Genomic DNA, 24,287 nt, shown 5'->3' with positions numbered 1-24,287 from the left:
CCGGGCCGCGCGCACCCCACGCCCCTCACCGGCCACAACGCCATGACGCGGGTGCCCCGCGTGTCCAACCGGACGAGTGAGCTTCCGCGACGCGGTGCCCTCGCCCCGGAACGTGAGTACTCTCGATGGCATGACGGACCACGCCCCCAGCGAGCGGGCCAGCTCCGAGCAGCACCCCGAGATCTGGACCGGACGCGCGCGAAACCGCGGCCAGTGGCTGCTGGCCTGCGGCGGTGCCGCCTGTCTCGCCCTGGGCATCGACCTGGCCGTCGAGACCCTGTGGCCCTCGGGCATCCTCCCGCTGATCATGTCCATCGTCGGCCTCATCGCCGTCGGCCTGCTGATCCTCTTCGGCACGCTCGCCTTCGTGCACGTCGCCGTGAAGGTCGACAAGGACTCCCTCGAGGTGCGCTGCGGGCACATCGGGGTGCCGCGCCGCCGCATCCCGCTCTCGCACGTCATCGGCGCCGACTTCGCCCCGGCCGTGACGCCCCGGCACTGGGGCGGCTGGGGCTACCGCTGGCGGCCCGAGCAGGGCACCGCCGTCATCGTCCGGCGCGGCGAGGGCGTCGTCCTCAGCCTCGGCGACGGCCGCAAGTTCACCGTGACCGTGGACAACGCCGAGTCGGCCGTCCGCGTCATCCGCGACCGCCTCGGCCTCTCCGGGAGCGCGCCGGTCTGACCCGGCCCGCGTCGTCCGCCTCCTCGTGCAGGGGGCGGGCCGTGGCGATGCCCGCGAGCAGTCCCGCGCCCACCGCCACGGACGTCACGCTCAGCGCGTTGCCGACCGTCGCCACCCCCGCGAGCGCCGTCAGGGCCGCGCCCGCCGACAGGACGACCTGCGTGGGGCGCGGCGAGCGCCACAGCGCGAACAGCAGCCAGCAGAACGCGGCCGCGAGCAGCGCCACCCCCACGAACCCCTGCTCGGCCGCCTGCTGCAACAGCGCCGAGTGCGGCTTGTCGTCCACGAGCGCCCCCTCGGCGGCCGCAGGCGCCGCATCGCCGAACCGCCCCGGACCCACACCGAGCGCCGGGTGCGCGCCCGCGAGCCCTTCCGCGTCCTGCCACACCCGCACCCGGTACGGGCCAAGCTGCCCCTCCAGGGACGAACGCAGCCCCTCCGGCAGCGCCCCGCGCGCGACGGCCCAGGCGAGCCCCGTCACCACCGCGGCGGCCACCGCGAACCCGCTGAGCCCGAGGCCCCGGCTGCGCACCAGCGCCGCCGCCAGCGAGCACAGCACGATCCCGGCGCACGCGATCACCCCGGCCGTCGACCCGAGCAGCGCCGCCGCAAGGACGATCCCCGCCGCGAACACCCGCAGAGCGGTCCGCGGCGCCGCCCCGCGCGCCGACCACGCCGCACAGCAGGCCGCGCCCGCCGCGAGGGCCAGCAGCGCCGCGGTGGCGCCGATGGGGCCGAGCGGCGAGGAACTGACGGGGCCCGGAGTGACGTGCGGTGCCGCCGCCGCGAGGCCGACGCCCGCGAGCGCCCCGGCGCAGGGCGCGGCGACCGGCAGCAACGCCCCCGCGACGCGCCCGCCCGCGTACCCGGCCGCCACCGCGAGGACCGCGAGCAGCACGCCGTCCGGCCGGCCGCCCCGCACCCCGGTCGTGATCAGCGCCCACGCGGCGCACAGCGCGAGAATCGCCATGCCGCCGACGTCCGTGCCCCCGCGCCGCTCCGCGGCCGATCCCGCTGTCGTGGCCGCCGCGGGCGTCGCGGATGCCTTCATCGCCCCACCCCCGCCGCCCCCCGATCCGTGCGGCCCCGACCGTATGGCTTGATCTCGTCGCACGTCAGGACTTCGGAACACGCTAGCGGCTACGACCACCAATTGTGGAGATCTTGCGCAGGAACGATCCGGCGGAGGTACGGAACGGTCCCGCGAGGCGGTCGTACGGGCGGTCCGGGCCGCGGTGTCCGCGGCCAGGTGACGCGCCGTACACTCCCCGAGTGACCGCCACCACCGCTCCCACCGACGCGTCCGCGCAGACCGCACCACTGCCCGGCCCGAAGACGCGCGCCGAGCGGATCCGCAGACGGCTGATTCCCGGCGGGGCGGCGGTGGTCTCCGGTGTGCTGCTGTATCTGAGCTTCGCGCCGCGGGAACTGTGGTGGCTCGCCCCCTTCGCGTTCGCCGTCCTCGGCTTCGTCCTGCACGGGCGGCGCCCGAAGTCCGGCTTCGGACTCGGGCTGCTCATGGGGCTCGGCTACTTCCTGCCGCTGCTTTCCTGGACGGGCGTCGACGTGGGGCCGCTGCCGTGGCTCGCGCTCGCCGTCGCCGAGACGCTGTTCGTGGGCCTGACCGGCCTGGGCATCGCCTTCGTCTCCCGGCTGCCCGCGTGGCCGGTGTGGGCCGCGGGCGTGTGGATCGCGGGCGAGGCCGCCCGGGCCCGCTTCCCTTTCGAGGGCTTCCCCTGGGGCAAGGTCGCCTTCAGTCAGCCCGGCGGCCTGTTCCTGCCGCTGGCCTCGCTCGGCGGCACCCCGCTGCTCGGCTTCGCGGTCGTGCTCTGCGGCTTCGGCCTCGCCGATGTCGTACGCCGCCTCAAGGCCGATCCCCGCGCGCGTGACCGCGCGCTCGTCGCCTCCGCCGCGCTGACCGTCGCCCCCGTCGTCGCCGGGGCCGCCGCCCTGCCGCTGGTGGCCACCGGCGCCGAACGCGGCACCGCGACCGTCGCCGTCATCCAGGGCAACGTGCCGCGCATGGGCCTGGACTTCAACGCCCAGCGCCGCGCCGTCCTCGACCACCACGTGAAGGAGACGCTGCGGCTCGCCGCCGACGTGAAGGCGGGCAGGGCCAAGCAGCCCGACCTCGTCCTGTGGCCGGAGAACTCCTCCGACATCGACCCGTACGCGAACGCCGACGCCTACGCCGTCATCGACAAGGCCGCCAAGGCCATCAAGGCCCCCGTGTCCGTGGGCGCCGTCGTCACGGGCAAGGACGGCAAGCCCCGCAACCGGCAGGTCCTCTGGGACCCGAAGACCGGACCGGGCGCCACCTACGACAAGCGGCACCTCCAGCCGTTCGGCGAGTACATGCCCTACCGGAGCTTCTTCCGCGTCTTCAGCTCCGACGTCGACCGTGCCGGGATCTTCGAGCCCGGCACGAAGCCCGCCGTGTTCGACATGGCGGGCACCGGCATCGGCCCGGTGACCTGCTACGAGGCCGCCTTCGACGACGTGGTCAGGGACCAGGTGCGCGAAGGCGCCGAGATCCTCTCCGTGCCCAGCAACAACGCCACGTTCGAGCGCAGCCAGATGACGTACCAGCAACTGGCCATAGACCGGGTGCGGGCCGTCGAGCACGGCCGGGCCGTCATGGTCCCCGTCACCAGCGGCGTCAGCGCCGTGATCCGCCCCGACGGGTCGATCGCGCAGCGCACCGGGATGTTCACCGCCGAGTCGCTGGTCGCCGACGTGCCCCGGCGCACCTCGCTGACGCCCGCCACCCGCGCCGGAGTCTGGCCGGAAGTCGTCCTGGTGCTCGCCGGTGCCGCCGGGGTCGGCTGGGTGATCGCCCGCCGCCGCGCCGGAGCCGCCGGTTAGGGTCGGATCATGGCTACTCCCGACTTCATCCGCACCCTGCGCGCCGACGCGGGCCATCAGCTCCTGTGGCTCCCCGGAGTCACCGCCATCGTCTTCGACGACGCGGGCAGAGTCCTGCTCGGCCGCCGCGCCGACAACGGCAAGTGGTCGGTCATCGGGGGCATCCCGGACCCGGGGGAGCAGCCCGCGGCGTGCGCGGTGCGCGAGGTCTTCGAGGAGACCGCGGTGCGCTGCGTCGCCGAGCGCGTGGTCCTCGTCGAGGCGCTGGAGCAGGTCACGTACCCCAACAAGGACGTCTGCCAGTTCATGGACATCACGATCCGCTGCCGGGCCGTGGGCGGCGAGCCGCGCGTGAACGACGACGAGTCCCTGGAGGTCGCGTGGTTCCCGCTGGACGGGCTGCCCGACCTGCACGAGACCGGCCTCTTCCGGATCAAGCAGGCGATGGCGGAGGGGCCCACCTGGTTCGACCGCGGCTGAGCCGCGGGCAGGGCCGGACCGTGGTGACGGCCCGGCACAGCATGTAACCTGCACGGATATTGTCCGCGCGGCGGCCCGCACGCCGCCTCAGACCTCAGAACAGGGGCGGGAGTTGAGCCGGAGGACCTACGGCCTGACGCTGCGCGGGCTCGCCTGCGCGCTCCTCGCCTGGCAGGTCTGGCTGGTGTGGCACCTCAGCACCTACGACGTCTCGACCGTCGTGTGGTCGTGCGACGGCGAGGGCTGCGGCAGCGACCAGTTCGCGTCCCTGGCGCCGGAGCTCGGCATCGCGTCGGCGGCGCTGCTCGGTTTCGTCGCCGCGCGGTTCCTGCACCGCGCGACGGTGGGCGCGGTGGTCGCCCTGAGCGCCGCCGGCGCCGCCGCGGGCTGGTACGACGCGGTGTCCGACGGGCGCGTCGGGTACGACACGGTCACCGACTTCATGCTCGTCGTGCCCGCGGGGCGGCACACCGTGTCGGGCTGGCTGACCTTCCTGTGGACGGTCGCCGCCGCGGGCGGCCTCGTCGCCGTGTGGGGCGGCGCCGTGAGCCTGCGCCGCACCGCCGCCCTGCGCAGGCTGCGCGCCGACTTCAGCACCGCGCAGGCACGCCTGGAGGGCTGGCGGCCGGTGCGCGGCAGGCGCGGCGAGGTCACCGTCGTCTTCCACGACGCCCAGGGCGCCCGGCACGCCGTGCCCGTCGTCGTCGACCGCGCCGCCCTGGACCGGCCCGTCCTCGCCGTGTACGACCGCAACCACCCGGCGGACCCCCGCCGTACCCGGGTCGCGGTGCCCCGCCGACGACGGCTGCGCTCTTCATGAGGCATTCCGTACGCCGCCTCCTCGCCCCGGACGTGCTGCTCGGCGCCGCCGCCGTCGGCCTCGCCCTCGGCGCCCTCGCCGAGGGCGTCCTCGACGGCCCCACCTGGCTGCTCGTCGTCGGCCTCACCGCCACGGCCGCCGCGCTCCTGTGCCTCGGCGCCGTCGCCGAACGCGGCCAGGGCGGCGGGGTCGCCGTCGGACTGCGCCCCGGCGGCCCGCGCGCGTACGCGCCCGCGCTGGTGCACTCGGTGCGGGCCGTCCACCAGGACACCGGGCAGCTCGTCCTCGACCCGCAGGCCGCGGGCAGCCTGTTCGCCTTCGACCTGACCGTCGTGCCGGAGGGACGGCGCCCGTTCCGCGTCGAGGTCCGCCACCCCCTCGACGTACAGGATCTGCTGCACGGCAGCCGTGCCGTCGTCGAGTACGACCCGCGTCAGCCCTGGCGCGTCGTCCTGCCGAACCGGCCTCCCGCCGAGTGGACGGCCCGCGCGCGGCGCCTGGACCCGGAGGCCGCGCACACAGCCGAGGGGCCCCCGGCCGGGCTGCCGCCGGGGGCGCACGTCCTCGTCACGGGGGCCGTGGTCGCGGCGGGCCTGGTCGGCGCCCTGCACCTGGCGGGCTGACCGGGGCGCGGGCTCCGTTAGCCTGAGGGCACGATGAACCGTTTGAGCACGTCATGGGGCGAGTACGACCTCACCCGCTTCCCGGAGGACCCGCGCGACACCCTGCGGGCCTGGTCCGCGGCGGACGCCTATCTGCTGCGGCACCTGGCGGGGGAGGAGGACGGGGAGCCGATCGCCCTGGACGGGACCGTGGCCGTCGTCGGTGACCGGTGGGGCGCCCTCACCACCGCGCTGGCCGCGCACCGGCCCGTGCAGATCACCGACTCCCACCTCGCCCGGCAGGCGACCCTCGGGAACCTCGCGCGCGCCGGTCTCCCGGCCGACGGGGCCCGCCTGTTGACGACCCGGGACACCCCGCCGGAGCGTGTCGACGTGCTCCTGGTGCGGGTGCCGAAGAGCCTCGCGCTACTGGAGGACCAACTGCACCGGATCGCCCCGGCGCTGCACGCGGGCAGCGTCGTCGTCGGCACCGGCATGGTCACCGAGATCCACACCTCGACCCTGGAGCTGTTCGAGCGGATCGTCGGGCCGACGCGCACCTCTCTGGCCCGTCAGAAGGCCCGCCTGATCTTCAGCACCCCCGCCCCGGAGCGCTCCTCCGGGCCCGCCCCCTGGCCCCGGTCGTACGTCCTGCCGGGCGACTCCGGCGCGGGCGCGGGCCTGACCGCCATCAACCACGCGGGCATCTTCTGCGCCGAACGCCTCGACATCGGCACCCGCTTCCTCCTCCAGCACCTGCCCGCGAGCAGCGGCGACGCGCACATCGTGGACCTGGGCTGCGGCAACGGCATCCTCGGCACCGCCGCGGCCGTCGCCAACCCCGACGCCCGGCTCACCTTCGTCGACGAGTCCTACCAGGCCGTCGCCTCCGCCGAGGCCACCTTCGCGGCGAACACCGCGCGGGACTCCGCCGCCAAGGCCGACTTCGTCGCCGGGGACGCGCTCACCGCGATGGAGCCGGAATCCGTGGACCTGGTCCTCAACAACCCGCCCTTCCACAGCCACCAGGCGACCACCGACGCCACCGCCCAACGCATGTTCCGCGGTGCCCGCGCAGCGCTGCGCCCCGGCGGCGAACTGTGGGTCGTCGGCAACCGCCACCTCGGCTACCACGTGCGCCTGAAGCGTCTGTTCGGCAACGTCGAAGTCGCCGCGAGCAACCGCAAGTTCGTGATCCTGCGGGCGGTCCGGCGGTCGTGAACGCGGGCCCCCGGCCATGACCGGCGAACTGTTCCCGCGCGAGCCCGGCGAGGTGGCGCCGGGCGCGGTCCACGTGCCCGACTGGCTGGGCCCCGAACGGCAGCGGGAGCTGGTCGCCGCCTGCCGGGCGTGGGCGATGCCCCCGGCGGGGCTGCGCACGGTCCACTTGCCCGGCGGTGGGACGATGACGGCGCGGCAGGTGTGCCTGGGCTGGCACTGGTACCCGTACGGGTACGCGCGCACGGTCGTCGACGGTGACGGCGCGCCGGTGAAGCCGCTGCCCGGGTGGCTCGCGGAGCTGGGGCGGGCGGCGGTGCGGGCGGCGTACGGGGACGACGCGGGGCGCGGGGACGGTCCGGCCGACGGCGAACCGGCCGCGTACGACATCGCGCTCGTCAACTTCTACGACGCCGAGGCCCACATGGGCATGCACCGCGACAGCGACGAGCGGTCCACGGCTCCCGTCGTCTCGCTGAGCCTCGGCGACACCTGCGTCTTCCGCTTCGGCAACACCGAGACGCGCACCCGGCCGTACACCGACGTCGAGCTGCGCAGCGGCGACCTGATGGTGTTCGGGGGCCCGTCGCGGCTCGCGTACCACGGCGTGCCGAAGGTGTACGCGGGCACGGCGCCGCCGGAACTCGGCCTCACCGGGCGGCTCAACGTCACGCTGCGGGTGAGCGGTCTGCGTTGAGCGGGCCCGGGCCGTGCCCCTCCGCGCCTACGCGTCGTGGAAGACCAGGCCGAGGGAGTGCCGCAGCCCCGAGCGGACCGTGCTCACGCCGTGCCGCACCGGTGCCGCCGACCAGCCGCGGCTGGAGCGCACGGGGCGGTCGCGGGTGGTGAAGACCAGGCCGTGGCCCTGCGGAAGGACGGTCACCGTGCCCCGTGACTGGGCCCGGGGGCGCTGCTCGACCAGCAGGAACTCGCCGCCGGTGTAGTCGGAGCCGTGGCTGTCGAGGCCGATGACGACCTGGAGCGGGAAGACGAGGTCGCCGAACAGGTCGCGGTGCAGGGCGTTCCAGTCGCCGCTCTCGTACCGCAGCAGGATCTGCGACGACTTGGCCTGGCCCGCCGCGTGGCACTGCTCGATCCAGGCGTCCAGGGTCTCGGGCCAGGGCGCGGGGCGGCCGAGGCGGGCTGCCCAGTCGCGGGCCACGGTCAGCAGGTGCGGGTAGAACGCGTGGCGCAGCTCGGCGATCCGGTCGGGCAGGTCGTGGCCGAAGTACCGGTACTGGCCGGAGCCGAAGCGGTGGCGGGCCATGTCGACGGTCGAGCGGAAGCGGCCGGGCTCGTCGTAGAGCGTGGCGATCTCGCGGCACTCGTCGGGGGTGAGGAGCGGGCCGGTGAGGGCACAGCCGTGCTGGTCGAGGTCGTGGGCCACGGTGTGCCAGTCGGTGGCGTCGACGCGTTCGGCGGGTCCGGCTTCGTGGGTGGTGGGGACGCTCATGGTGGGTTCTCCGTGCGGGGAGCGGGCGGTGGCGGGTTCGGGTGTGTAATGGACAGAGAGGGGCATGTCGGTCGGAGCGCAGAGCGATGAAGGACAGCACGCGGAAGACCAGATCGGCCGGGGCCGCGGAGGCCGCGGCGCTGAAGGAGCCCCAGTGGGGGCCCCAAGGCCCTGTCCGCGTCGTCTTCGCGGGCTACGGCGAGCCGGTGGCCCCCGAGCGGCGGGAAGCGGAGCTGACGCGGTTCGTCGGCTGGATGGCGGCGCACGGGTGGACGCAGGTCCACCGCATGCCCGGGGCCGTGCTCCTCGCCCGGACCTACCGCGCCGACGGCGGCGCGGCCATGGGGGTCGGCGCGGTCGGCGTCGCGACCGGTGCGGCGGTGGGCGGGGCCGGTCTTGCCGGAGCGCTGCTCGGGATCGTGATGATCTTCTTCGGTGCCCTGCTGACCCTCACGATCATCGGTGCCTTCGTCGGCATTCCCATGATCGCGGCAGGCATCGCCGCCTTCGGCGGAGGCGCGGCCGTGGCCGCCGCCGGTGGCGCGGTGGGGGCCGGTGGCGCCGCGGTCGGGATCGGCGGCGCCGCCTCCCAGGACCAGGTCCTCCGGCTGCAGGCCTGGACCGACGAGACCGGGCGGATCTTCACCAAGGGCGCCTGAGCTCGCGCGCCCCGCGGGGCCCCGGGCCGTCCGGCGCCCCGCTCACCCCGTCTCCAGGTCCAGGAGCTGCTTCTTGCGGTCCAGGCCCCCCGCGTAGCCGGTGAGGGAGCCGTCCGCGCCGACGACGCGGTGGCAGGGGCGGACGACCAGGACCGGGTTGCGGCCGAGGGCCGTGCCGAGGGCGCGGACCGCCGCGCGGGACAGGCCGAGCCGCTCCGCGAGCTTTCCGTACGTGGTCGTGGTGCCGTACGGCACGGAGTCGAGGGCGGACCACACCTTCCGCTGGAACTCGGTGCCCGCCCCGTCCGCGTACTCGATGTCGAAGTGCGTGAGCGTGCCCGCGAAGTACGCGCGCAGTTGACCGGTGATCGCCGTGAACGCCTCGTCGTCGCGGACCCAGCCGTCCTCGACGACCGCGCCGCCCTTCTGGCCCGGCATCGACAGGGAGGCGAGTGCCGTTCCGCCGGGGGCTGTGGCCGACGCCTCGCCCACGAGCAGCAGCTCGCCCAACGGGCTGTCGAACGTCGTGTGGACTGTCATCGCGCCTGTCCTCTCTCCTGCACATCCGCTGATGCGTCTGTCCTGGTCCGGGGCTTCTTCCCCCGGTCCGACAGTGACCAGTCTGCGCGGTGCGGACACCGGCGGCTGGCGGATTTCGGACGCGGTGCTGAAGGAGTGAGGATGCGGCGCTCAAGGGTGGGGAGGACGCGAGGGGCGCGGCGCGGTCAGGTCAGTTGCTCGATGACCAGGACCGCGCCGATCACGACCATCGCCGCTCCGGAGATCCGGGTGACCGCGCGGGCGGCGGCCGGGCGCGTGCGCAGGACGGTACGGGCGAGCACGCCCACGCACAAGTAGATGGCGCCGCAGCTGAGGATGTGGACCAGGCCGAGGGTGCTGATCTGGAGGGCGAGCGGCCAGCCGGTGCCGGGCTGGGTGAACTGGGGGAGCAGGGCGAGGAAGAGGAGCAGCGCCTTGGGGTTGAGGCCGCTGATCCCGGCGCCCTGGAGGACGCGGCTGTGCCAGGGCGCGGGGGCGGCCGCGCTCGATGTTCCCTCCGGCGCGGCGTCGGGGGTGCTCGGGCGGGTCAGTGTCGTCACGCCGAGCCAGATCAGGTACAGCGCGCCGAGCAGCGTCAGGCCCGCCAGCACGGCCGGGTGGTCGGCGACGACCGCCGCGATGCCCGCCGCGACGACGGCGGTCAGGCCGACGTAGCCGAGCAGCAGTCCGCCGACGGCCGGGGCCACCGAGCGGTCCCGCAGTCCTGCCGATATCGCGTACGCCCAGTCCGCGCCCGGAACCAGGATGAGCAGGACGGACACCGCCCAGAAAGCGGTGATGGAGCTGACGGCCATGGATGTTTTTCCCTCCCTTTTCGGTCGCGTGAGGGAGGTTAGTTGCGATCTACCCAAAGGTGCTCCCAAGATCTGCCGACCGAGGGTGTGTGAGTGGAAGAATCTTCCCCATGGACACAGTCGACCGGCAGATCCTTGCCGAGCTGCAGAAGGACGGCCGTCTGACCGTCACCGAACTGGCCGCGCGGGTGCGCCTGAGCCTCTCGCCGTGCCACCGCAGACTGCGCGAACTCGAACGCCGCGGGGCGGTGCGCGGCTACCGCGCCGTGCTCGACCCCGAGGCCGTCGGCCTGACCTTCGAGTCCCTGGTCTTCGTCACCATGCGTCAGGAGGACCGGGACACGGTGGCGGCATTCGAGGCGGCGGTCGCCGACATCCCCCATGTCGTACAGGCGCAGCGTCTCTTCGGGGACCCCGACTATCTGCTGCGGATCGTCAGCAAGGACCTGCGGGCCTTCCAGCAGCTGTACGACGAGGAGCTGGCGACGCTGCCCGGGGTGCAGCGGCTGAGCTCGACGCTGGTGATGAAGCACGTGGTGCGGGAGCGGTCGCTGCCGCTGTGAGGTCCGCGCGGGCCGTTGTGAACTGCGTCTCGCGCGGCCCGAACCGTATGTGCAACTAGTTGCATAAAGCCATGGGCTGGCCTACAACTGTTCCGACGACACCGATGACGCTGACGCCCCGGCGTATGTGGACGAAAGAGGACGTACCGCATGAGCTCAGTGAGCCGCTACCCGCACCTGCTCAGCCCCCTCGACCTGGGCTTCACGACCCTGCCCAACCGGGTCCTGATGGGATCCATGCACGTGGGCCTGGAGGAGGCGCCCGACGGGTTCGCGCGGATGGCCGAGTTCTACGCGACCCGGGCCCGCGGCGGCGTCGGCCTCATCGTCACCGGCGGCATCGCCCCGAACGACGCCGGGCGCCCCTACGAGGGCGGCGCCAAGCTGACCACCGAGGCGGAGGCGGAGAAGCACGCGGGCGTCACCGCGGCCGTGCACCGCGAGGGCGGCCGGATCGCGATGCAGATCCTGCACTTCGGGCGGTACGCCTACCACGAGCAGCTCGTCGCGCCGAGCGCCATCCAGGCGCCCATCAGCCCCTTCCCGCCGCGCGCCCTGGAGGACGACGAGGTCGAGCAGACCGTCGAGGACTTCGTGCGCGCCGCCGAACTGGCGAAGCTCGCGGGCTACGACGGCGTCGAAGTCATGGGCTCCGAAGGCTACTTGATCAACGAATTCATCGCGGCGCCGACCAACCGGCGCACCGATCGCTGGGGCGGCAGTTACGAGAACCGCGTCCGCTTCCCCGTCGAGATCGTCCGCCGCACCCGCGAACGCGTCGGCCCGGACTTCATCATCATCTACCGCCTCTCGATGCTCGACCTCGTGCCCGGCGGCTCCACGCTCGCCGAAGTCGTCCAGCTCGCCAAGGAGATCGAGGCCGCGGGTGCCACGATCATCAACACCGGCATCGGCTGGCACGAGGCGCGCATCCCGACCATCGCCACCTCGGTGCCGCGCGGCGCGTACACCTTCGTGACGAAGAAGGTCATGGGCGAGGTGTCCGTGCCGCTCGTCACCACCAACCGCATCAACACCCCTGAACTCGCCGAGCAGTTGCTCGCCGACGGTGCCGCCGACATGGTCTCCCTCGCGCGCCCGCTGCTCGCCGACCCGGACTTCGTCGCCAAGGCGCGGGCCGAGCAGGCGGACGCCATCAACACCTGCATCGGCTGCAACCAGGCCTGCCTCGACCACACCTTCAGCCTGCAGATCACCTCCTGCCTGGTGAACCCGCGCGCCTGCCACGAGACGGAGCTGGTGCTTGCCCCGACCCGCCGCGCCAAGCGCGTCGGCGTCGTCGGCGCGGGCCCCGCCGGGCTCGCCTGCGCGGTCTCGGCGGCCGAGCGCGGCCACGACGTGACGCTGTACGACGCCGCGTCCGAGGTCGGCGGGCAGCTCAACATCGCCCGCAAGGTCCCCGGCAAGGAGGAGTTCGACGAGACGCTGCGCTACTACCGCACCCAGCTCGAACTGCGCGGCGTGGACGTCCGGTTGAACACGCACGTGACGGCGGACCAGCTCGCCGCCGCCGGGTACGACGAGGTCGTCGTCGCCACCGGCGTCACGCCCCGCACCCCCGAGATCCCCGGCGTCGACCACGCCAGCGTCGTCAGCTACCTGGACGTCCTGCGCGACGGCGCGCCCGTGGGGGAGCGGGTCGCGATCGTCGGTGCGGGCGGCATCGGCTTCGACGTCGCCGAGTACCTCACCGACAGCGGCGACAAGGCGAGCCTGGACCCGGCGACGTACTTCAAGCAGTGGGGCGTCGACATGGACTACCGCGACCGCGGCGGCCTCACCGAACCCGTCCGCCCCGCGCCGCCCCGCACCGTCCACCTCCTCCAGCGCAAGACCTCGAAGGTCGGCCAGGGCCTCGGCAAGACCACCGGCTGGATCCACCGCACCGAGCTGCGCCACCGGGGCGTCGCCATGGTCAACGGCGCCACCTACGACCGCATCGACGACGAGGGCCTGCACATCACCGTCGGCGACGAGCAGCGCACCATCCCCGTCGACACGGTCGTCCTCTGCACCGGCCAGGAGCCCCGGCGCGGCCTGTACGAGGAGCTGATCGCCGCCGGCGTCGACGCGCACCTCATCGGCGGCGCCGACGTGGCCGCCGAACTCGACGCCAAGCGCGCCATCAAGCAGGGCACGGAGCTGGCCGCCGCGCTGTGAGGCACCGGGCCGCGCGGCCTGCCGGGCGGACGGCCGCGCGCCCGCCCACCGTCCCTAGGATGCCGTCATGTCACTCCCGCACGCGATCCTCACCGCCCTGCTAGAGAAACCGTCATCGGGTCTGGAGCTGACTCGCCGGTTCGACAGGTCGATCGGCTACTTCTGGTCGGCCACCCACCAGCAGATCTACCGCGAGCTTGGCAAGCTGGAGCGCGACGGACTCACCCGCGCGCTGCCGTCCGCGCAGGCCACGCGCGGCCAGAAGAAGGAGTACGAGGTGCTGCCCGCGGGCCGCGCCGAACTGGCCCGCTGGACCGCCGCGAGCCAGGACCCCAAGCCGCTGCGCGACACCCTGCTGCTGCGGCTGCGCGCCGCCGCGGTCGTCGGCACCGACGGCATCGAGGCGGACCTGCGCCGCCATCTCGCCCTGCACCAGGAGCAGTTGGCCGAGTACGAGGAGATCGAGCGGCGCGACTTCCCGCCCGGCAGGGACGCCATCGAGGACCGGCTGCGCCATGTCGTCCTGCGGGCCGGGATCGACCTGGAGGCGTTTTGGACGCAGTGGCTCACGCGAACGCTGGAGGAGCTGACGGAGTCCTGAGGCCGGTCCGTGGCAGCCCGGTCTACCCGACCTGGGCGGCCCCGAGCGTGGCCGCCGTCGGGTCCCAGCCGTCCGGCAGCGGGGGCGGCGGCACGACCTGGGCCGGGAGCGGCGTGAACTCCGCGCGGTCGGCGGAGCGCGTGATGGCCGTCATCGTCTGCAGGACGTGCAGGGCGAGGGCGCCGGAGGCCCGGTGGGCGTCGGGCGCGCCGCCGTCCCGCGGAGCGTCGTGGGCGCGGATCGCGCGGGCCATGTCGAGGACCCCGAGCCCCCGCCCGTCCGTGCGCCCCCGCACCGGAAGGTCGTGCCACTCGTCGTCGCCGTTGGCCCGCACGCGCAGCGGGCCGCGGAACGTGTTCGGGTCCGGCACGGCGAGCGTGCCCTCCGTGCCGGTGATCTCGAACCGGACCCGCGGGTGCGAACTGTCGAAGCTGAACGTCGAGTTGGCGCTCGCGCCCGACGCGAAGTCGAGGAGCGCGCACACGTGCGTCGGCACGTCGACGGGGAACGACTGCCCGGCCTTCGGCCCCGAGCCGACCGTGCGCCGCACCCGGGCCCGCGCAGCCGTCGCCGCCACCCGCTCCACGGCGCCGAACAGCGCCACCAGAGCCGTCAGATAGTACGGACCGAGGTCGAACAGCGGCCCTGCGCCCGGCTGGTAGAAGAACGCCGGGTCGGGGTGCCAGCCCTCCGGGCCGAGGCTCTGCACCGCTGTCGTCGCCGCGACGGGCGTGCCGATGTGCCCCGCACGGACGGCCCGCAGCGCCGACTGCAGCCCCGCGCCCAGGAAGGTGTCGGGCGCGCCGCCGAGCAGCAGCCCCCGCTCGGACGCCTCGGCGAGCAGCTTCTCGGCGTCGGCGGGGGCCGGGGTGAGCGGCTTCTCGCCGTACACGTGCTTGCCCGCCCGCAGCGCGGCCGCCGCGACCTGCGCGTGGGCGGCGGGCACGGTGAGGTTCACGATCAGCTCGACGTCCGGCTCGTCGAGGACGGTCGGCAGGTCGCCCGCGAGCGGTATGCCGTGGGTGCGGGCCGCGGCGGCGGCGCGCTCCGGGACGATGTCCGCGACGGCCACGAGCCGGATGTCCGGGAAGGTGGTGAGGGTGCGCAGGTACTCGGCGCTGATGACGCCCGCGCCGACCACCGCGACGCCGACCGGGCCCCTGTTCACACGGCCTCCAGGGCGCTGACGTAGGTGCGGCTGGCCGCGAGTTCCCCGAGCAGGTCGCCCGCGCACGCGTCGAACTCGACGACGCGCCAGGCGTCCGGCGCCGCCGCCAGGACCTCCGGCACGGGCATGGTGCCGCCGCCGACCGCCACGTTCGGGTCGTCCTTCGTGCCGGGGCCGTCCTTGAGGTGCAGGGCCTCCACACGGTCGCCGAGGCGGGTGAGCAGCGCGGGGACGTCGGCGCCCGCAACCGCCGCCCAGTACGTGTCGACCTCCAGGAACACGTCGGGGTCCAGGAGTTCGGCCAGGACTTCCAGGGCGTGGCGCCCGCCGTGGCTCGCCAGTCGCGGCTCCACCTCCCACCAGTGGTTGTGATAGCCGAGCCGCAGCCCGTGCCGGGCCGCGTCCCGCGCGAGGCCGCCGAGCCGTTCGGCCACGCGGGCCAGGCCGTCGTACGTCGTGAAGTCCTCGTGCGGGAACCCGGCAGGGACGATCGCCAGCGGCGTGCCGAGCGCGGCCACCGCGTCGAGGACAGGGCCGGGTTCGCCGGTGAGGAGCTGCACGGCGTGCGCGCCGGACACGGTGAGGCCCAGGCCGTCGACCAGGCGGCGCAGCCCGGCCGCGTCATCGGTGACGTCGTACGCCTCCACCGCGCCGTATCCCATCTCCGCGAGCCGGCCCAGGGTCCCCGCGCGGTCGGTGGCGAACTCGTCGCGTACGGAGTAGAGCTGAACGCTGAGCGGTCGTGGCATGGAGGGTCCCTCCCCGTCGGCGGCTGGGAGGACCGTAAGGCGCGGGCGTCGCGTCTACAAGGGTGCGCACGATCCCGTGGGCCCGCCGTCGGCCACGCCGTACGTCCGGGCGAGCGCGCCCACGGTGGCGGCCATCGCCCGGCGCAGTGCGGCCGGGGCGACGACCTCGACGTCGACGCCGAGCCGGAGCAGCTCGCCGCAGGCGTGGCCGGTGCTCTCGGTGGGGATGACGGCCTCGACCCAGCCGTCGTCGCCGACGGGGGTCGCGGTGGCCTCGACGGCCCGCGCCACGTCCGGGGTGACGTTGTCGGGCAGGCGGCGCCGTCCGTGCGGGGACAGCCGGATGGTGGCGGTGCCGGTGTGGCGGCGGGTCTCGAAGTCGTCGAGGTACGAGGCCCAGTACGCGCCCAGGTCGAAGTCCCGGGGCCGGTCGAACCGTTCGTCGGTCGGGGTGGCGTCGAGGACCTGGGTGACGCGGTAGGTCGCGGTCCGTCCCGCCGAGGCGGCCACGAGGTACCAGGTGCCGGATTTGAGGACGAGGCCGTACGGGTGCAGGCGGCGGCTCACCTCCTGCGGCGCGCGCCAGCGGCGGTAGCGCACGTCCACCGCGTGCCGGGCGAGCACCGCGTCGACGAACAGGGGCAGATGGGGCGCCTCCTCGGGCTCCCGGTACCAGCCGGGAGCGTCCACGTGGAACACCGCAGCGGTCCGCGCCGCCTCCTCACGCAACCCCGCGGGCAGCGCGGCGAGCAGCTTCAGCCGGGCGGCCGTCACCTCCGCCGCGAGGCCCAACTCGGCGGCGGGGCCCGGAAGTCCGGCGAAGAAAAGCGCCCGCGCCTCGCCCTCGCTCATCCCGGTGAGACGGGTGCGGTAGCCGTCGAGGAGCTGATAGCCACCCGTGCGACCCGGCTCCGCGTAGACCGGGACCCCGGCCTCCTGCAGCCGCGCCACGTCACGGTAGGCGGTCCGCACGGACACCCCCAGCTCCTCGGCGATGGCGCGCGCGGACACCCGGCCACGGGACTGGAGCAACAGGAGCAGCGACAGCAGACGACCGGCGGACATGGACCCATTCTGCTCGGAAACACTGACAGGCCCTGGCACACGGCTTCCTTACGGTCGGCGCATGCGCATCCAACAGGAGCCCGCCGTGCCCCCTCATGCCCCCGTCAGCCCTCCCGCCGTCGTCGAGCTGCGCCAGTACACGCTGCGGCCCGGACGGCGCGACGAGCTCATCGAGCTGTTCGACCGGGAGTTCGTCGAGACCCAGGAAGCGACCGGGATGACCGTGCTCGGCCAGTTCCGGGACCTCGACGACCCCGACCGCTTCGTCTGGCTGCGCGGATTCGAGGACATGGAGACCCGCCACCGCGCACTGACGGCCTTCTACGGCGGCCCCGTCTGGGCCGAGCACGGTCCCCGGGCCAACGCCACCATGGCCGACTCGGACGACGTCCTGCTGCTGCGCCCCGTGTCGGCGGCGAACGGTCTCACCGCCTCCCCGGCCGAGCGCCACCGCGTCGGCACTCCCGCACCGGACCGGTTCGTGTCCGCCACCGTGTGGTCCTTCCCGCCCGGGCGGTCCGACGGCGTCGCACTGATCCAGGACGGACTGCTCCCCGTCCTGAGCGAGACGGGACCCGCGCCGCTCGCCGTTCTCACCACCGAGACCGCGCCCAACACCTTCACCAGGCTGCCGGTCCGCACCGGCGAGAACGTCGCCGTGGCCCTCACCTCGTACCCGGACGAGCGGGCTCGGCGCCGTCACGCCGCCGAGGTACGGGCCCATCCCGTCGCGCGGGACGAGGTCCTGCCGGGCATCGAGCGGGAACAGTTCGCGGCGCCTCGGGTGCTCCGGCTCGCGCCCACCGGCCGTTCGCTCATCCGCTGATCTCGGTGTCCGGCCCGTTGATCCCGGTGTCCGGCCCGTCTTCGATGTCCAACAGGCCCTCGGCGCCGCCGTCGAGGAGCTTGGCCGTCTCGGTCGCGCGGGGAAGCATCGTCGCTTCGTAGGCGCGGACGGCGTCGTCGACGGTGGCCGCCTCGGCGAGGGCGAGGGCGAGTTCGCTGGCGTCCAGCATGGCGAGGTTGACGCCGACGCCGAGCGGCGGCATGAGGTGGGCGGCGTCGCCGAGGAGGGTCACCGTGGGGTGGTGCGCCCAGGTGTGCGGCACCGGCAGGGCGAGGATCGGGCGGTCGACGTAGGGGCCGTCGTTGTCGGTGATCATCCGGCGCATCAGGGGCGACCAGTGGGCGTAGCGCTCCAGAAGCAGGGCGCGGATGCCGTCGGTGTCCGGGGGCGTCAGGCCGCTCGCGCGGATCCAGTCGACCGGGACGCGCTGGATGAGGTAGACGCGGATGTGGTCGCCGCCGTTGCGCTGGGCGAACACGGCACGCTCGCCGTCGGCGGCGTGGGCGCCGCCCGGGCCGACCAGGTCCGCGATCTCGGGGTGCCGGTTGTCGACATCGTCGAACCACGCCTCCAGGAAGCTCACGCCGGTGTACGCGGGCGTCGCGGGGGAGACGGCCCGGCGGACCCGCGAGAAGGCGCCGTCGGCGCCGATGACCAGGTCGGCCTCAATGGTGGTGCCGTCGGCGAAGTGCAACCGCCGCGGCCCCTCGGCGGGCCCGCCGACGCGCTCCAGAGCCTGGCCCCACCGCACGGTGCCGGGCGTCAGGGAGCCGAGCAGGAGGTCGCGCAACCGCCCCCGGTCGATCTCCGGCTTGAACGTCTCGCCGGGCGCCGGGACCTGGTGGGACGTGCGGGTGCCCGCCGGGTCGAGCAGACGCATCTCCTGGCCCTCGGGGCGGGCGAGCGCGAAGAACTCGTCCAGCAGCCCGGCCGCGCGCAGGGCGATCTGGCCGTTGTCGGCGTGCAGGTCCAGGGTGCCGCCCTGGTCACGGGAGTGGGGGCCGGTGTCGCGGTCGTGGACGGTGACCGTGAAGCCGTGGCGCTGCAGGATACGGGCGCAGGTCAGCCCGCCGGGACCGGCCCCGATGACGCTGATCCGGGCGCGGGAAGGGTGCGGAGAAGTCATGGAAAGGAGGCTAGATGCAAAAGTGTAATCAGACAACTTAGTGGTGAAGTTCGCTAAGTGATGGATACCATTAAGCTGTATGCGTCTTTAAGCTGTGCATGCCTTTAAGCGGCACATGCCATTAAGCTGCGCATGCCGCCACCGGCTAGGATCACGCCCATGACCGAGCCCCCCATCGGCCGCCGCGAACGCAAGAAGGCAGCCACCCGGCAAGCGATCGCCGACGCCGCCCTGCACCTCTTCCTGGAGCGCGGCTACGACGCCGTGAGCATTCGGGACATCGCCGACGCGGCCGACGTGTCGACCACCACGGTGTTCAAGCACTTCACCGGCAAGGAAGCCCTCGTCTTCGACCGGGAGGAGAGCACGGACGCCCAGTTGGTCGCCGCGGTGCGCGAGCGTGACGCCGGCCAGAGCGTCCTGGACGCCCTGCGGCAGCACGTGCTGGATACCTGGCTGCCGATCGCGGCGCACCCGCAGCGGGAGGCGTTCAACCAGCTCGTGGACTCCACCCCGGCGCTGCGCGCGTACGCCGAGCGCATGTGGATCCGGCACACCGACACCCTCAGCGCGGCCATCGCCGACGAGTGCGGCGTGGCGCACGGCGACCTCGCCTGTGCCGCACTCGCCCGCTTCGCCCTCGACGTTCCCGTCCTCGCGCAGGGGCAGAAGGACCACCGGGCCGCTGTCGAGGCGGTCTTCGACATGCTGGCGGGCGGCTGGCGGCCGCCCGGCGGGACGTCCGCGTAGCGCGGTCAGGCGCGGGTCAGTTCCGTGGCGCCGAAGGACACGTCGAAGCGGTCGCACCAGATGGCGACGCTGCGGTACGTGTCCAGGTCGACGTCGGCGGGCAGCGGGTAGTTCTGGTCGCCCTTGTTGCCCTTGAGTTCGCCGAGGCTGACGTGCTTGCCGTCGTCGAAGACGTGCCAGCCGTCCTTGCCCGGCTTCACTTCGGCGTCGCTGAGCCAGACCCGCAGGGCGGGCCCGTTGCTGGTCTCCAGGCCCGTGAGGCGCAGGACGCGGGTGCCGTCCGCGAGGCGCAGGATCCGGACCGAGCCGCTGGTCTCGTGCTCGTGGCTGATCAGCTTCCCGGTGGCCAGCTCCTTCGGCCCGGAGCCCGCCCCGCCCCCGGCCGCCCCCGAGGACGGCACGGACGCCGCGACGGGGAACGGGTCCCGTACGGTCTCGTCCACCCACAGCTTCCACGGCTGGAACCAGTACAGGCCTACCCCCGCGAGTACCACGCCCGCGAACAGCGCGGTGATGAACCACGGCTTGCCGAGTGTGCGCCGTAGGCGTCCCATGTCGTGCCTCCGTAAGGGATGGAGAGGAGTCTCTGTCCCTGTACGACGTCGGCGGGGTGCCCGGAACTCCCGGAAGCGGATGACGAAAGTCTTACGTGACCTGGCGAGGTGCCGTGTCCGGCCGCTGAGGCCCCGTGGTGACGGCCGTGGTCTCGGGCGGGGCGATCCGGCGCAGCAGATAGCCCGCGGCCAGGGCCATGAAGAACATCTCCACCGCGTACACCGCCGACGGGATGGCCATGCGGGTGCTGTCGAGGAGGGAGGGGCTGAGGGCGATCGCCATCGACAGCGTGGTGTTGTGCATGCCGATCTCGAAGCAGGTGGCGACGGACTGCCGGTGGTCCCCGCGGGCGAGACGGGTCGCCCCGTACCCGACGGTGAGGGAGATCGCGGCGAAGAGGAAGGCGACGTGGCCGACGTCGGCGAGGTAGCCGAGCACGTTCTTGCGCTCGCTGACGACCGCGGCGATGATCACGCCGACGAGCGCGGTCACCGCCGTCACCTTGACCGCCTGCGTGGAGCGCTCCGCGAAGTTCGGACGGCGCCGACGGACCAGCATGCCCGCCGAGACCGGCACCAGCACGACGAGGAAGACCTGGAGGGTCTTGTCGAAGCGCAGTCCCAGCGCCTCGTCCGTGCCGGACAGGAAGTGGTCGAGGGAGAGGTTCACGATGATCGGCAGGGTGACGACGGCGATGACCGAATTGATGGCGGTGAGCGTGACGTTGAGGGCGACGTCGCCGCCGAAGAGGTGGCTGAAGACATTGGCCATCGTGCCGCCGGGGGAGGCCGCGAGCAGCATCATGCCGACGGCGAGCGCCGGGCTCAGGTCGAAGGCGAGGACCAGGCCCAGACAGACGGCGGGCAGCAGCACCAACTGACAGCAGAGGGCGACGGCCACGGGCCGGGGATGGGCGGTGACCCGGCGGAAGTCGGCCACGGTCAGGCCGAGTCCGAGGCCGAACATGATGGCGGCGAGGACGGCGGGCAGCAGGAACGTGGTCAGGGACGAGTCCACAGGGACAGGCTCCAGCAGGCGCAGGGGAAAGTCCACGTCCGTGCGGCGGAAGCCCGTCGGCCGGTTCCGGGCTCGTGCGGCGGAAGGCCGTCGACCGGTTCTCGGTCCACGCGGCGGTAGCCCGTCGGCCGGTTCCAGCACCCGGCACGGCGGGGGGAGAGAGTCGCCGTCCCCGCCCGCACGCACGAAGGCCCGGGCCCGGATCCGGTGGGAGTACCGGGGCCGGGCGCGGGCCGTTCGATGGCCGGGGGTGAGCCCGGCCGGAGTGGTGGCCGAGGGGGGGCTCGGCCACCGTGGGGGACGGGGTCAGAAGTGGCGGTGCACCGTGCGGCGCCGGAAGTACAGCACGCCGCCCGTCACACCCGCGGCCACCAGGGCCCCGCCCGCGACCAGCGTGATCGTGCCGTAGTCCTCGACCGCGCCGCCGATGCCACCGCGCACACCGCGCGCGGGAGCCGTCGTCGACGAGGTCGTCGCGGTCGTGCCGACCGTGACCGACTGCGAACCGGCCGCCGAACCGTCCTGACAGAGCACCACCACCGTATGGGTGCCGGCACTCACACCCGACCAGGAGGCACTGCCACCGGTGAGCTGGGCCTGCCTCCCCGAGGCGAAGCTGGCGTTGCCGCCGCTCATCAGCGCGGCCTTGCCGCCGTTGGGACAGGCAGTCGTGGTGACCTGCACGGTCGACCCGGTGACGGTCACATTGATGCCCGGTCCCGCGACCGCCGAGGGGGCGGTCAGTGCCAGCGGGAGTGCGATGGCGGCCACGGCCAGTCCGGAGCGGAGCGATATCTGAGTAGTACGCATGCGTCAGCCCTCCGGTGGCACGGTTGGCGGTACGTCCCGTGCGCCGCCGGAATTGGGAAACGCCCGTGCTACCTGACGACGAGCCAACGCGGCGTCAGCCCGGACCGCATGCGGACTGCCCCCGGGCAGGTGACGGAGTCCATCGTCCGGCCGAGAGCTGACCGCCTTTCAGGGGCGTGCCCGGCGTACCCGACGTGCCAGGGCTGCTGCGGCCCGCTGACTCGATGTCACCCGGGCGTACGTCACCACGACGGCCCCGACCGCAGCATCCGGTCCCGGACGAGCAGCACATGCGGATTGGCCGCGGCGCCCGGCCGCTGCGCGAGATAGCCCGTGTTGATCGGCGGGTCCTCGGGCAGCAGCAGCGGCACCAGGGCGCCCGAGTCCAGCGCGTCCAGACACAGATAGCGCGGCAGCACGCTGATGCCCGCCCCGGCCGCCACCGCCGAGAGCACCCCGCGCAGGTCCGGCACGGTGATCGCGGGCTGCTCGGTCAGGCGTTCGCCGAAGACGTGCCACCAGTACCGGCGGGCGATGGGCAGGTCGTCGGCGTACGCGACGATCGGCACCCCGCGCAGCGCGGCGGGCCCCTCGGCCGCGACCCGCCGCGGGCCGATGCGCTGCGCCCACTCCGGCGAGGCGACGAGCACGAACTCCTCGTCGGCGAGCGGCACCGCGCTGAACGTGCGCCCGCGCAGCCGCAGCGTGGAGATCACCAGGTCGAAGCGGCCGGCGCGGAGCCCGTCCAGGAGCTCGTCGGTGAGGCCCATGGTGACCCGCAGGCGTACGCCCTGGTCGGTGAGCGGCGCGAGCGCGGGCAGGACGCGGGCGCACATCAGCTCGGCCGGTCCCGCCAGGTGTACCGGGTCCGGGCGCTTCTCGGCGGCGAGCGGGCCCCGGTCGGCCACGGCGGCCAGCGCGTCGATCGGGGCCGCCACCTGGGTGGCCAGCTCGTCGGCGACGGACGTCGGGACGGCGCCGCGCGGCCGTCGCTCGAACAGCTCCCGGCCCAGCTGCTGCTCCAGGGAGCGGATCTGTGTCGTCACCGTCGGCTGTGAGAGGCCGAGCACCCGCGCGGCCGCCGTGAACGAGCCGGAGCGGTGCACGGCGAGGAACGTGCGCAGCAGGGACAGGTCGAGCGGCGCGCGTGCCGGGGAGACGGCGGCAGGGGCGGCGGCCGGGGACCGCCCCCGGTCGGCGGCCGACGGCGCGGGCCGTGCGCGGCGTTCCCGCCCTGAGCTGGCGCCATTGGAATCTCTATGGGGCATACCGGAGATCGTATTGGAACTCTATGGCTCGGCGGCCTACCTTCGAATCACCGGCGACCTGACGTTCTGCGTACGGAATGTCAGGGCGTCGCGCGAGACGAGGCGTCACCCGAGACAGGGCGTCCCCCGAGACGAGGAGAGAGCTATGGCGAAGATCCTGATGGTGGTCACCGGCTCCGACGTATGGACGCTGGCCGACGGCACCGCGCATCCGAGCGGCTACTGGGCCGAGGAGGTCGCGGCGCCGTACCAGGCCTTCACCGCGGCCGGGTACGACGTCGTGGTCGCGACGCCCGGTGGCGTCGAGCCGACGATGGACCCCGCGAGCCTCGCGCCCGAGCTGAACGACGGCCAGGAGAACGCCGACGCCATCGCCGCCCTCCTGGCGGGCGCCGCCGAGCTCAAGCAGCCCGTGGCGCTCGAGGACGTGCGGCTCGACGACTACGCCGGGGTGTTCTACCCGGGCGGCCACGGCCCGATGGAGGACCTCGCGGTGAACGCCGCGTCCGGCGCCCTCCTGATCGCGGCCCTCGCGTCCGGCAAGCCCCTCGGCATCGTCTGCCACGGCCCCGCCGCGCTGCTCGCCACCGCCGACGTCGAGGGCGGCTCGCCCTTCGCGGGCCGCCGCGTGACCGCGTTCAGCAACGCCGAGGAGACCCAGGCCGGGTTCGCCGACCGCGCCCCGTGGCTCCTCCAGGACCGGCTCGTCGCCCTCGGCGTGGACTTCCAGGAGGGCGAGCCGTGGGCGCCCCACATCGTCACCGACGGCACCCTGCACACCGGCCAGAACCCGGCGTCGGCCGCCCCGCTGGCCGCCCGGATCGTCACGGCACTGGGCTGAGCCATGGCCAACGACCGGCTCACCGACGTCCTCGACGCGACCTACACGTGCCTGAGCAGGTACGGCGTGCGGCGCACCACGATGGACGACATCGCGGGCGAGATGGGTGTGTCCCGGTCCGCGGTCTACCAGTACGTACGCGGCAAGGACGACGCGGTCCGGCAGCTCGCCCGGCGCCTGCACGACCGGGCGCTCGACCGGGCCGCGGCGGCCGCCATCGCCGACGCGCCGCCCGCCGAGCGGATCCACGGCATCCTGGCCGCCAAGCTCGACCTGGTCCTCGACCTCGCGGGCGGGGCGGGGCACGCCGCGGAACTCCTCGACGCCAAGGCGCGCCTGTCCGGCGACATCTGCGACGCGTTCACCGACCGGATCCGGGAGCTGCTTGCGGAGCAGTTCACCGGTACGGGAGTGGTGGCCGTGCCCAAGGGGCCCGCCGGGGGCACCCGGACCGCCACCGACACCCCCCTCACCCCCGCCGAGGCCGCCGACATCTGCCTCGCCCTCGTCATCGGCCTGGAATCCGTCCCCGCCGCGGCGCACCTGCTGCGCCCCGCCACCGACGCCCTGCTCACCGGGCTCCTGCCCGCACCCGAGTCACACTCCTGAGGA

At 73.8% G+C, this 24,287-nt stretch carries 27 protein-coding genes; 15 read left to right on the top strand and 12 right to left on the bottom strand.

All coding sequences use genetic code 11. The features are described 5' to 3' along the window. The first annotated feature begins 130 nt into the window (after positions 1-130). On the top strand, positions 131-682 hold the full coding sequence (locus ACZ6AA_RS10050) for a hypothetical protein (protein WP_468458311.1): 552 nt from the start codon (positions 131-133) through the stop codon (positions 680-682). Here the strand turns inward: ACZ6AA_RS10050 and ACZ6AA_RS10045 are convergent. Then, entirely contained in the window at positions 639-1,733 is a 1,095-nt protein-coding gene (locus tag ACZ6AA_RS10045) for an O-antigen ligase family protein (protein ID WP_468458309.1), read from the bottom strand. The two genes, ACZ6AA_RS10050 and ACZ6AA_RS10045, sit on opposite strands and share 44 nt — an antisense overlap. Positions 1,734-1,954: 221 nt before the next feature. On the opposite strand from ACZ6AA_RS10045, the gene lnt reads away from it, so the two are divergent. The 6 genes from lnt (at position 1,955) to ACZ6AA_RS10015 (ending at position 7,364) form a co-directional block, all read left to right on the top strand. Continuing rightward, positions 1,955-3,547, top strand: a complete 1,593-nt coding sequence (gene lnt, locus ACZ6AA_RS10040; protein WP_468458307.1) for an apolipoprotein N-acyltransferase — start codon at positions 1,955-1,957, stop codon at positions 3,545-3,547. Between the two features lie 9 nt (positions 3,548-3,556). Continuing rightward, positions 3,557-4,027: an NUDIX hydrolase gene (locus ACZ6AA_RS10035; RefSeq protein ID WP_468458305.1), complete on the top strand. Its 471-nt coding sequence runs from the start codon at positions 3,557-3,559 to the stop codon at positions 4,025-4,027. 112 nt (positions 4,028-4,139) lie between these two features. Next, positions 4,140-4,847 (top strand): hypothetical protein, encoded by a 708-nt coding sequence (locus ACZ6AA_RS10030; RefSeq protein ID WP_468458303.1) that lies wholly within the window; start codon positions 4,140-4,142, stop codon positions 4,845-4,847. Beyond that, positions 4,844-5,470 (top strand): hypothetical protein, encoded by a 627-nt coding sequence (locus ACZ6AA_RS10025; RefSeq protein ID WP_468458301.1) that lies wholly within the window; start codon positions 4,844-4,846, stop codon positions 5,468-5,470. Before ACZ6AA_RS10030 ends, ACZ6AA_RS10025 begins: the two co-directional genes overlap by 4 nt. 33 nt (positions 5,471-5,503) lie before the next feature. Further along, entirely contained in the window at positions 5,504-6,670 is a 1,167-nt protein-coding gene (locus ACZ6AA_RS10020; RefSeq protein ID WP_471457295.1) for a methyltransferase, read from the top strand. A 16-nt stretch (positions 6,671-6,686) separates the two neighbouring features. Continuing rightward, positions 6,687-7,364: an alpha-ketoglutarate-dependent dioxygenase AlkB family protein gene (locus tag ACZ6AA_RS10015; RefSeq protein ID WP_468483185.1), complete on the top strand. Its 678-nt coding sequence runs from the start codon at positions 6,687-6,689 to the stop codon at positions 7,362-7,364. Positions 7,365-7,391: 27 nt separating this feature from the next. On the opposite strand, the gene ACZ6AA_RS10010 is transcribed toward ACZ6AA_RS10015, so the two are convergent. Continuing rightward, positions 7,392-8,120 carry a 2OG-Fe(II) oxygenase gene (locus ACZ6AA_RS10010; RefSeq protein ID WP_471457293.1) on the bottom strand — a complete coding sequence of 243 codons (729 nt, stop codon included), beginning with the start codon at positions 8,118-8,120 and terminating at the stop codon, positions 7,392-7,394. A gap of 86 nt (positions 8,121-8,206) precedes the next feature. On the opposite strand from ACZ6AA_RS10010, the gene ACZ6AA_RS10005 reads away from it, so the two are divergent. After that, complete coding sequence (locus ACZ6AA_RS10005) at positions 8,207-8,779, top strand: hypothetical protein (RefSeq protein WP_468458294.1); 573 nt, start codon at positions 8,207-8,209, stop codon at positions 8,777-8,779. Positions 8,780-8,821: 42 nt separating this feature from the next. Here ACZ6AA_RS10005 and ACZ6AA_RS10000 read toward each other — a convergent pair whose 3' ends face one another. Beyond that, the gene (locus ACZ6AA_RS10000) at positions 8,822-9,319 is read right to left on the bottom strand and encodes a methylated-DNA--[protein]-cysteine S-methyltransferase (RefSeq protein WP_468483182.1); all 498 of its coding nucleotides are present in this window, start codon (positions 9,317-9,319) and stop codon (positions 8,822-8,824) included. Between the two features lie 185 nt (positions 9,320-9,504). Beyond that, positions 9,505-10,134, bottom strand: a complete 630-nt coding sequence (locus ACZ6AA_RS09995; RefSeq protein ID WP_471457290.1) for a LysE family translocator — start codon at positions 10,132-10,134, stop codon at positions 9,505-9,507. 110 nt (positions 10,135-10,244) lie between these two features. Here ACZ6AA_RS09995 and ACZ6AA_RS09990 point away from each other — a divergent pair, with 110 nt between their 5' ends. The 3 genes from ACZ6AA_RS09990 (at position 10,245) to ACZ6AA_RS09980 (ending at position 13,479) form a co-directional block, all read left to right on the top strand. Beyond that, positions 10,245-10,697: an Lrp/AsnC family transcriptional regulator gene (locus ACZ6AA_RS09990; protein WP_030357535.1), complete on the top strand. Its 453-nt coding sequence runs from the start codon at positions 10,245-10,247 to the stop codon at positions 10,695-10,697. A gap of 159 nt (positions 10,698-10,856) precedes the next feature. Then, positions 10,857-12,878 (top strand): NADPH-dependent 2,4-dienoyl-CoA reductase, encoded by a 2,022-nt coding sequence (locus tag ACZ6AA_RS09985; protein ID WP_468458536.1) that lies wholly within the window; start codon positions 10,857-10,859, stop codon positions 12,876-12,878. A 67-nt stretch (positions 12,879-12,945) separates the two neighbouring features. Next, positions 12,946-13,479, top strand: a complete 534-nt coding sequence (locus ACZ6AA_RS09980) for a PadR family transcriptional regulator (protein ID WP_471457288.1) — start codon at positions 12,946-12,948, stop codon at positions 13,477-13,479. A gap of 22 nt (positions 13,480-13,501) precedes the next feature. On the opposite strand, the gene ACZ6AA_RS09975 is transcribed toward ACZ6AA_RS09980, so the two are convergent. From ACZ6AA_RS09975 to ACZ6AA_RS09965, 3 genes are read right to left on the bottom strand one after another with little or no spacing between them, the layout of a single operon-like run. Beyond that, positions 13,502-14,647, bottom strand: coding sequence for a Gfo/Idh/MocA family protein (locus tag ACZ6AA_RS09975; protein WP_471457286.1), 1,146 nt, complete (start codon positions 14,645-14,647; stop codon positions 13,502-13,504). Next, positions 14,644-15,396 (bottom strand): sugar phosphate isomerase/epimerase family protein, encoded by a 753-nt coding sequence (locus ACZ6AA_RS09970; protein ID WP_468458285.1) that lies wholly within the window; start codon positions 15,394-15,396, stop codon positions 14,644-14,646. The genes ACZ6AA_RS09975 and ACZ6AA_RS09970 overlap by 4 nt, the downstream gene beginning before the upstream one ends. Positions 15,397-15,450: 54 nt before the next feature. Further along, on the bottom strand, positions 15,451-16,461 hold the full coding sequence (locus tag ACZ6AA_RS09965) for a helix-turn-helix transcriptional regulator (RefSeq protein ID WP_468483180.1): 1,011 nt from the start codon (positions 16,459-16,461) through the stop codon (positions 15,451-15,453). Positions 16,462-16,522: 61 nt separating this feature from the next. On the opposite strand from ACZ6AA_RS09965, the gene ACZ6AA_RS09960 reads away from it, so the two are divergent. Next, positions 16,523-17,287 carry an NIPSNAP family protein gene (locus tag ACZ6AA_RS09960; RefSeq protein WP_471457283.1) on the top strand — a complete coding sequence of 255 codons (765 nt, stop codon included), beginning with the start codon at positions 16,523-16,525 and terminating at the stop codon, positions 17,285-17,287. Here ACZ6AA_RS09960 and ACZ6AA_RS09955 read toward each other — a convergent pair. Further along, positions 17,277-18,434 carry an FAD-dependent oxidoreductase gene (locus ACZ6AA_RS09955; RefSeq protein ID WP_471457281.1) on the bottom strand — a complete coding sequence of 386 codons (1,158 nt, stop codon included), beginning with the start codon at positions 18,432-18,434 and terminating at the stop codon, positions 17,277-17,279. The two genes, ACZ6AA_RS09960 and ACZ6AA_RS09955, sit on opposite strands and share 11 nt — an antisense overlap. Before the next feature lie 159 nt (positions 18,435-18,593). On the opposite strand from ACZ6AA_RS09955, the gene ACZ6AA_RS09950 reads away from it, so the two are divergent. Then, positions 18,594-19,184 carry a TetR/AcrR family transcriptional regulator gene (locus ACZ6AA_RS09950; RefSeq protein WP_468458277.1) on the top strand — a complete coding sequence of 197 codons (591 nt, stop codon included), beginning with the start codon at positions 18,594-18,596 and terminating at the stop codon, positions 19,182-19,184. A 5-nt stretch (positions 19,185-19,189) separates the two neighbouring features. Here ACZ6AA_RS09950 and ACZ6AA_RS09945 read toward each other — a convergent pair whose 3' ends face one another. The 4 genes from ACZ6AA_RS09945 to ACZ6AA_RS09930 all read right to left on the bottom strand — a co-directional run bounded on the left by ACZ6AA_RS09945 (position 19,190) and on the right by ACZ6AA_RS09930 (position 22,834). Further along, entirely contained in the window at positions 19,190-19,738 is a 549-nt protein-coding gene (locus ACZ6AA_RS09945; RefSeq protein WP_468458275.1) for a DM13 domain-containing protein, read from the bottom strand. Positions 19,739-19,829: 91 nt separating this feature from the next. Continuing rightward, positions 19,830-20,756 carry a bile acid:sodium symporter family protein gene (locus tag ACZ6AA_RS09940; protein WP_468483177.1) on the bottom strand — a complete coding sequence of 309 codons (927 nt, stop codon included), beginning with the start codon at positions 20,754-20,756 and terminating at the stop codon, positions 19,830-19,832. Positions 20,757-21,062: 306 nt separating this feature from the next. After that, positions 21,063-21,566 (bottom strand): hypothetical protein, encoded by a 504-nt coding sequence (locus tag ACZ6AA_RS09935; protein WP_468458271.1) that lies wholly within the window; start codon positions 21,564-21,566, stop codon positions 21,063-21,065. A 242-nt stretch (positions 21,567-21,808) separates the two neighbouring features. After that, a complete protein-coding gene (locus tag ACZ6AA_RS09930) occupies positions 21,809-22,834 on the bottom strand; it encodes a LysR family transcriptional regulator (protein WP_468458269.1) in 1,026 nt (341 codons plus the stop codon). Positions 22,835-22,979: 145 nt separating this feature from the next. On the opposite strand from ACZ6AA_RS09930, the gene ACZ6AA_RS09925 reads away from it, so the two are divergent. Together ACZ6AA_RS09925 and ACZ6AA_RS09920 are read left to right on the top strand one after the other, a co-directional pair. Next, on the top strand, positions 22,980-23,675 hold the full coding sequence (locus ACZ6AA_RS09925) for a type 1 glutamine amidotransferase domain-containing protein (protein WP_468458267.1): 696 nt from the start codon (positions 22,980-22,982) through the stop codon (positions 23,673-23,675). 3 nt (positions 23,676-23,678) lie between these two features. After that, a complete protein-coding gene (locus tag ACZ6AA_RS09920; protein ID WP_468458265.1) occupies positions 23,679-24,284 on the top strand; it encodes a TetR/AcrR family transcriptional regulator in 606 nt (201 codons plus the stop codon). Positions 24,285-24,287: the final 3 nt, after the last annotated feature.

It is taken from the genome of Streptomyces sp. NPDC040610 (assembly GCF_055594065.1).
This window is presented reverse-complemented; position numbering and strand designations above follow the sequence as displayed.

What these genes read in the sequence shown, in the direction of transcription:
- ACZ6AA_RS09925 (WP_468458267.1), top strand. Translation starts at nt 22,980, where the DNA reads ATGGCGAAGATCCTGATGGTGGTCACCGGCTCCGACGTATGGACGCTG.
- ACZ6AA_RS10015 (WP_468483185.1), top strand. Translation starts at nt 6,687, where the DNA reads ATGACCGGCGAACTGTTCCCGCGCGAGCCCGGCGAGGTGGCGCCGGGC.
- ACZ6AA_RS10010 (WP_471457293.1), bottom strand. Translation starts at nt 8,120, where the DNA reads ATGAGCGTCCCCACCACCCACGAAGCCGGACCCGCCGAACGCGTCGAC.
- ACZ6AA_RS09960 (WP_471457283.1), top strand. Translation starts at nt 16,523, where the DNA reads ATGCGCATCCAACAGGAGCCCGCCGTGCCCCCTCATGCCCCCGTCAGC.
- ACZ6AA_RS09945 (WP_468458275.1), bottom strand. Translation starts at nt 19,738, where the DNA reads ATGGGACGCCTACGGCGCACACTCGGCAAGCCGTGGTTCATCACCGCG.
- ACZ6AA_RS10000 (WP_468483182.1), bottom strand. Translation starts at nt 9,319, where the DNA reads ATGACAGTCCACACGACGTTCGACAGCCCGTTGGGCGAGCTGCTGCTC.
- ACZ6AA_RS10005 (WP_468458294.1), top strand. Translation starts at nt 8,207, where the DNA reads ATGAAGGACAGCACGCGGAAGACCAGATCGGCCGGGGCCGCGGAGGCC.
- ACZ6AA_RS09990 (WP_030357535.1), top strand. Translation starts at nt 10,245, where the DNA reads ATGGACACAGTCGACCGGCAGATCCTTGCCGAGCTGCAGAAGGACGGC.
- ACZ6AA_RS09955 (WP_471457281.1), bottom strand. Translation starts at nt 18,434, where the DNA reads ATGACTTCTCCGCACCCTTCCCGCGCCCGGATCAGCGTCATCGGGGCC.
- ACZ6AA_RS09995 (WP_471457290.1), bottom strand. Translation starts at nt 10,134, where the DNA reads ATGGCCGTCAGCTCCATCACCGCTTTCTGGGCGGTGTCCGTCCTGCTC.
- ACZ6AA_RS09935 (WP_468458271.1), bottom strand. Translation starts at nt 21,566, where the DNA reads ATGCGTACTACTCAGATATCGCTCCGCTCCGGACTGGCCGTGGCCGCC.
- ACZ6AA_RS10035 (WP_468458305.1), top strand. Translation starts at nt 3,557, where the DNA reads ATGGCTACTCCCGACTTCATCCGCACCCTGCGCGCCGACGCGGGCCAT.
- ACZ6AA_RS10050 (WP_468458311.1), top strand. Translation starts at nt 131, where the DNA reads ATGACGGACCACGCCCCCAGCGAGCGGGCCAGCTCCGAGCAGCACCCC.
- ACZ6AA_RS10020 (WP_471457295.1), top strand. Translation starts at nt 5,504, where the DNA reads ATGAACCGTTTGAGCACGTCATGGGGCGAGTACGACCTCACCCGCTTC.
- ACZ6AA_RS10045 (WP_468458309.1), bottom strand. Translation starts at nt 1,733, where the DNA reads ATGAAGGCATCCGCGACGCCCGCGGCGGCCACGACAGCGGGATCGGCC.
- ACZ6AA_RS09980 (WP_471457288.1), top strand. Translation starts at nt 12,946, where the DNA reads ATGTCACTCCCGCACGCGATCCTCACCGCCCTGCTAGAGAAACCGTCA.
- ACZ6AA_RS09970 (WP_468458285.1), bottom strand. Translation starts at nt 15,396, where the DNA reads ATGCCACGACCGCTCAGCGTTCAGCTCTACTCCGTACGCGACGAGTTC.
- ACZ6AA_RS10025 (WP_468458301.1), top strand. Translation starts at nt 4,844, where the DNA reads ATGAGGCATTCCGTACGCCGCCTCCTCGCCCCGGACGTGCTGCTCGGC.
- ACZ6AA_RS09920 (WP_468458265.1), top strand. Translation starts at nt 23,679, where the DNA reads ATGGCCAACGACCGGCTCACCGACGTCCTCGACGCGACCTACACGTGC.
- ACZ6AA_RS09930 (WP_468458269.1), bottom strand. Translation starts at nt 22,834, where the DNA reads ATGCCCCATAGAGATTCCAATGGCGCCAGCTCAGGGCGGGAACGCCGC.
- ACZ6AA_RS09965 (WP_468483180.1), bottom strand. Translation starts at nt 16,461, where the DNA reads ATGTCCGCCGGTCGTCTGCTGTCGCTGCTCCTGTTGCTCCAGTCCCGT.
- ACZ6AA_RS09950 (WP_468458277.1), top strand. Translation starts at nt 18,594, where the DNA reads ATGACCGAGCCCCCCATCGGCCGCCGCGAACGCAAGAAGGCAGCCACC.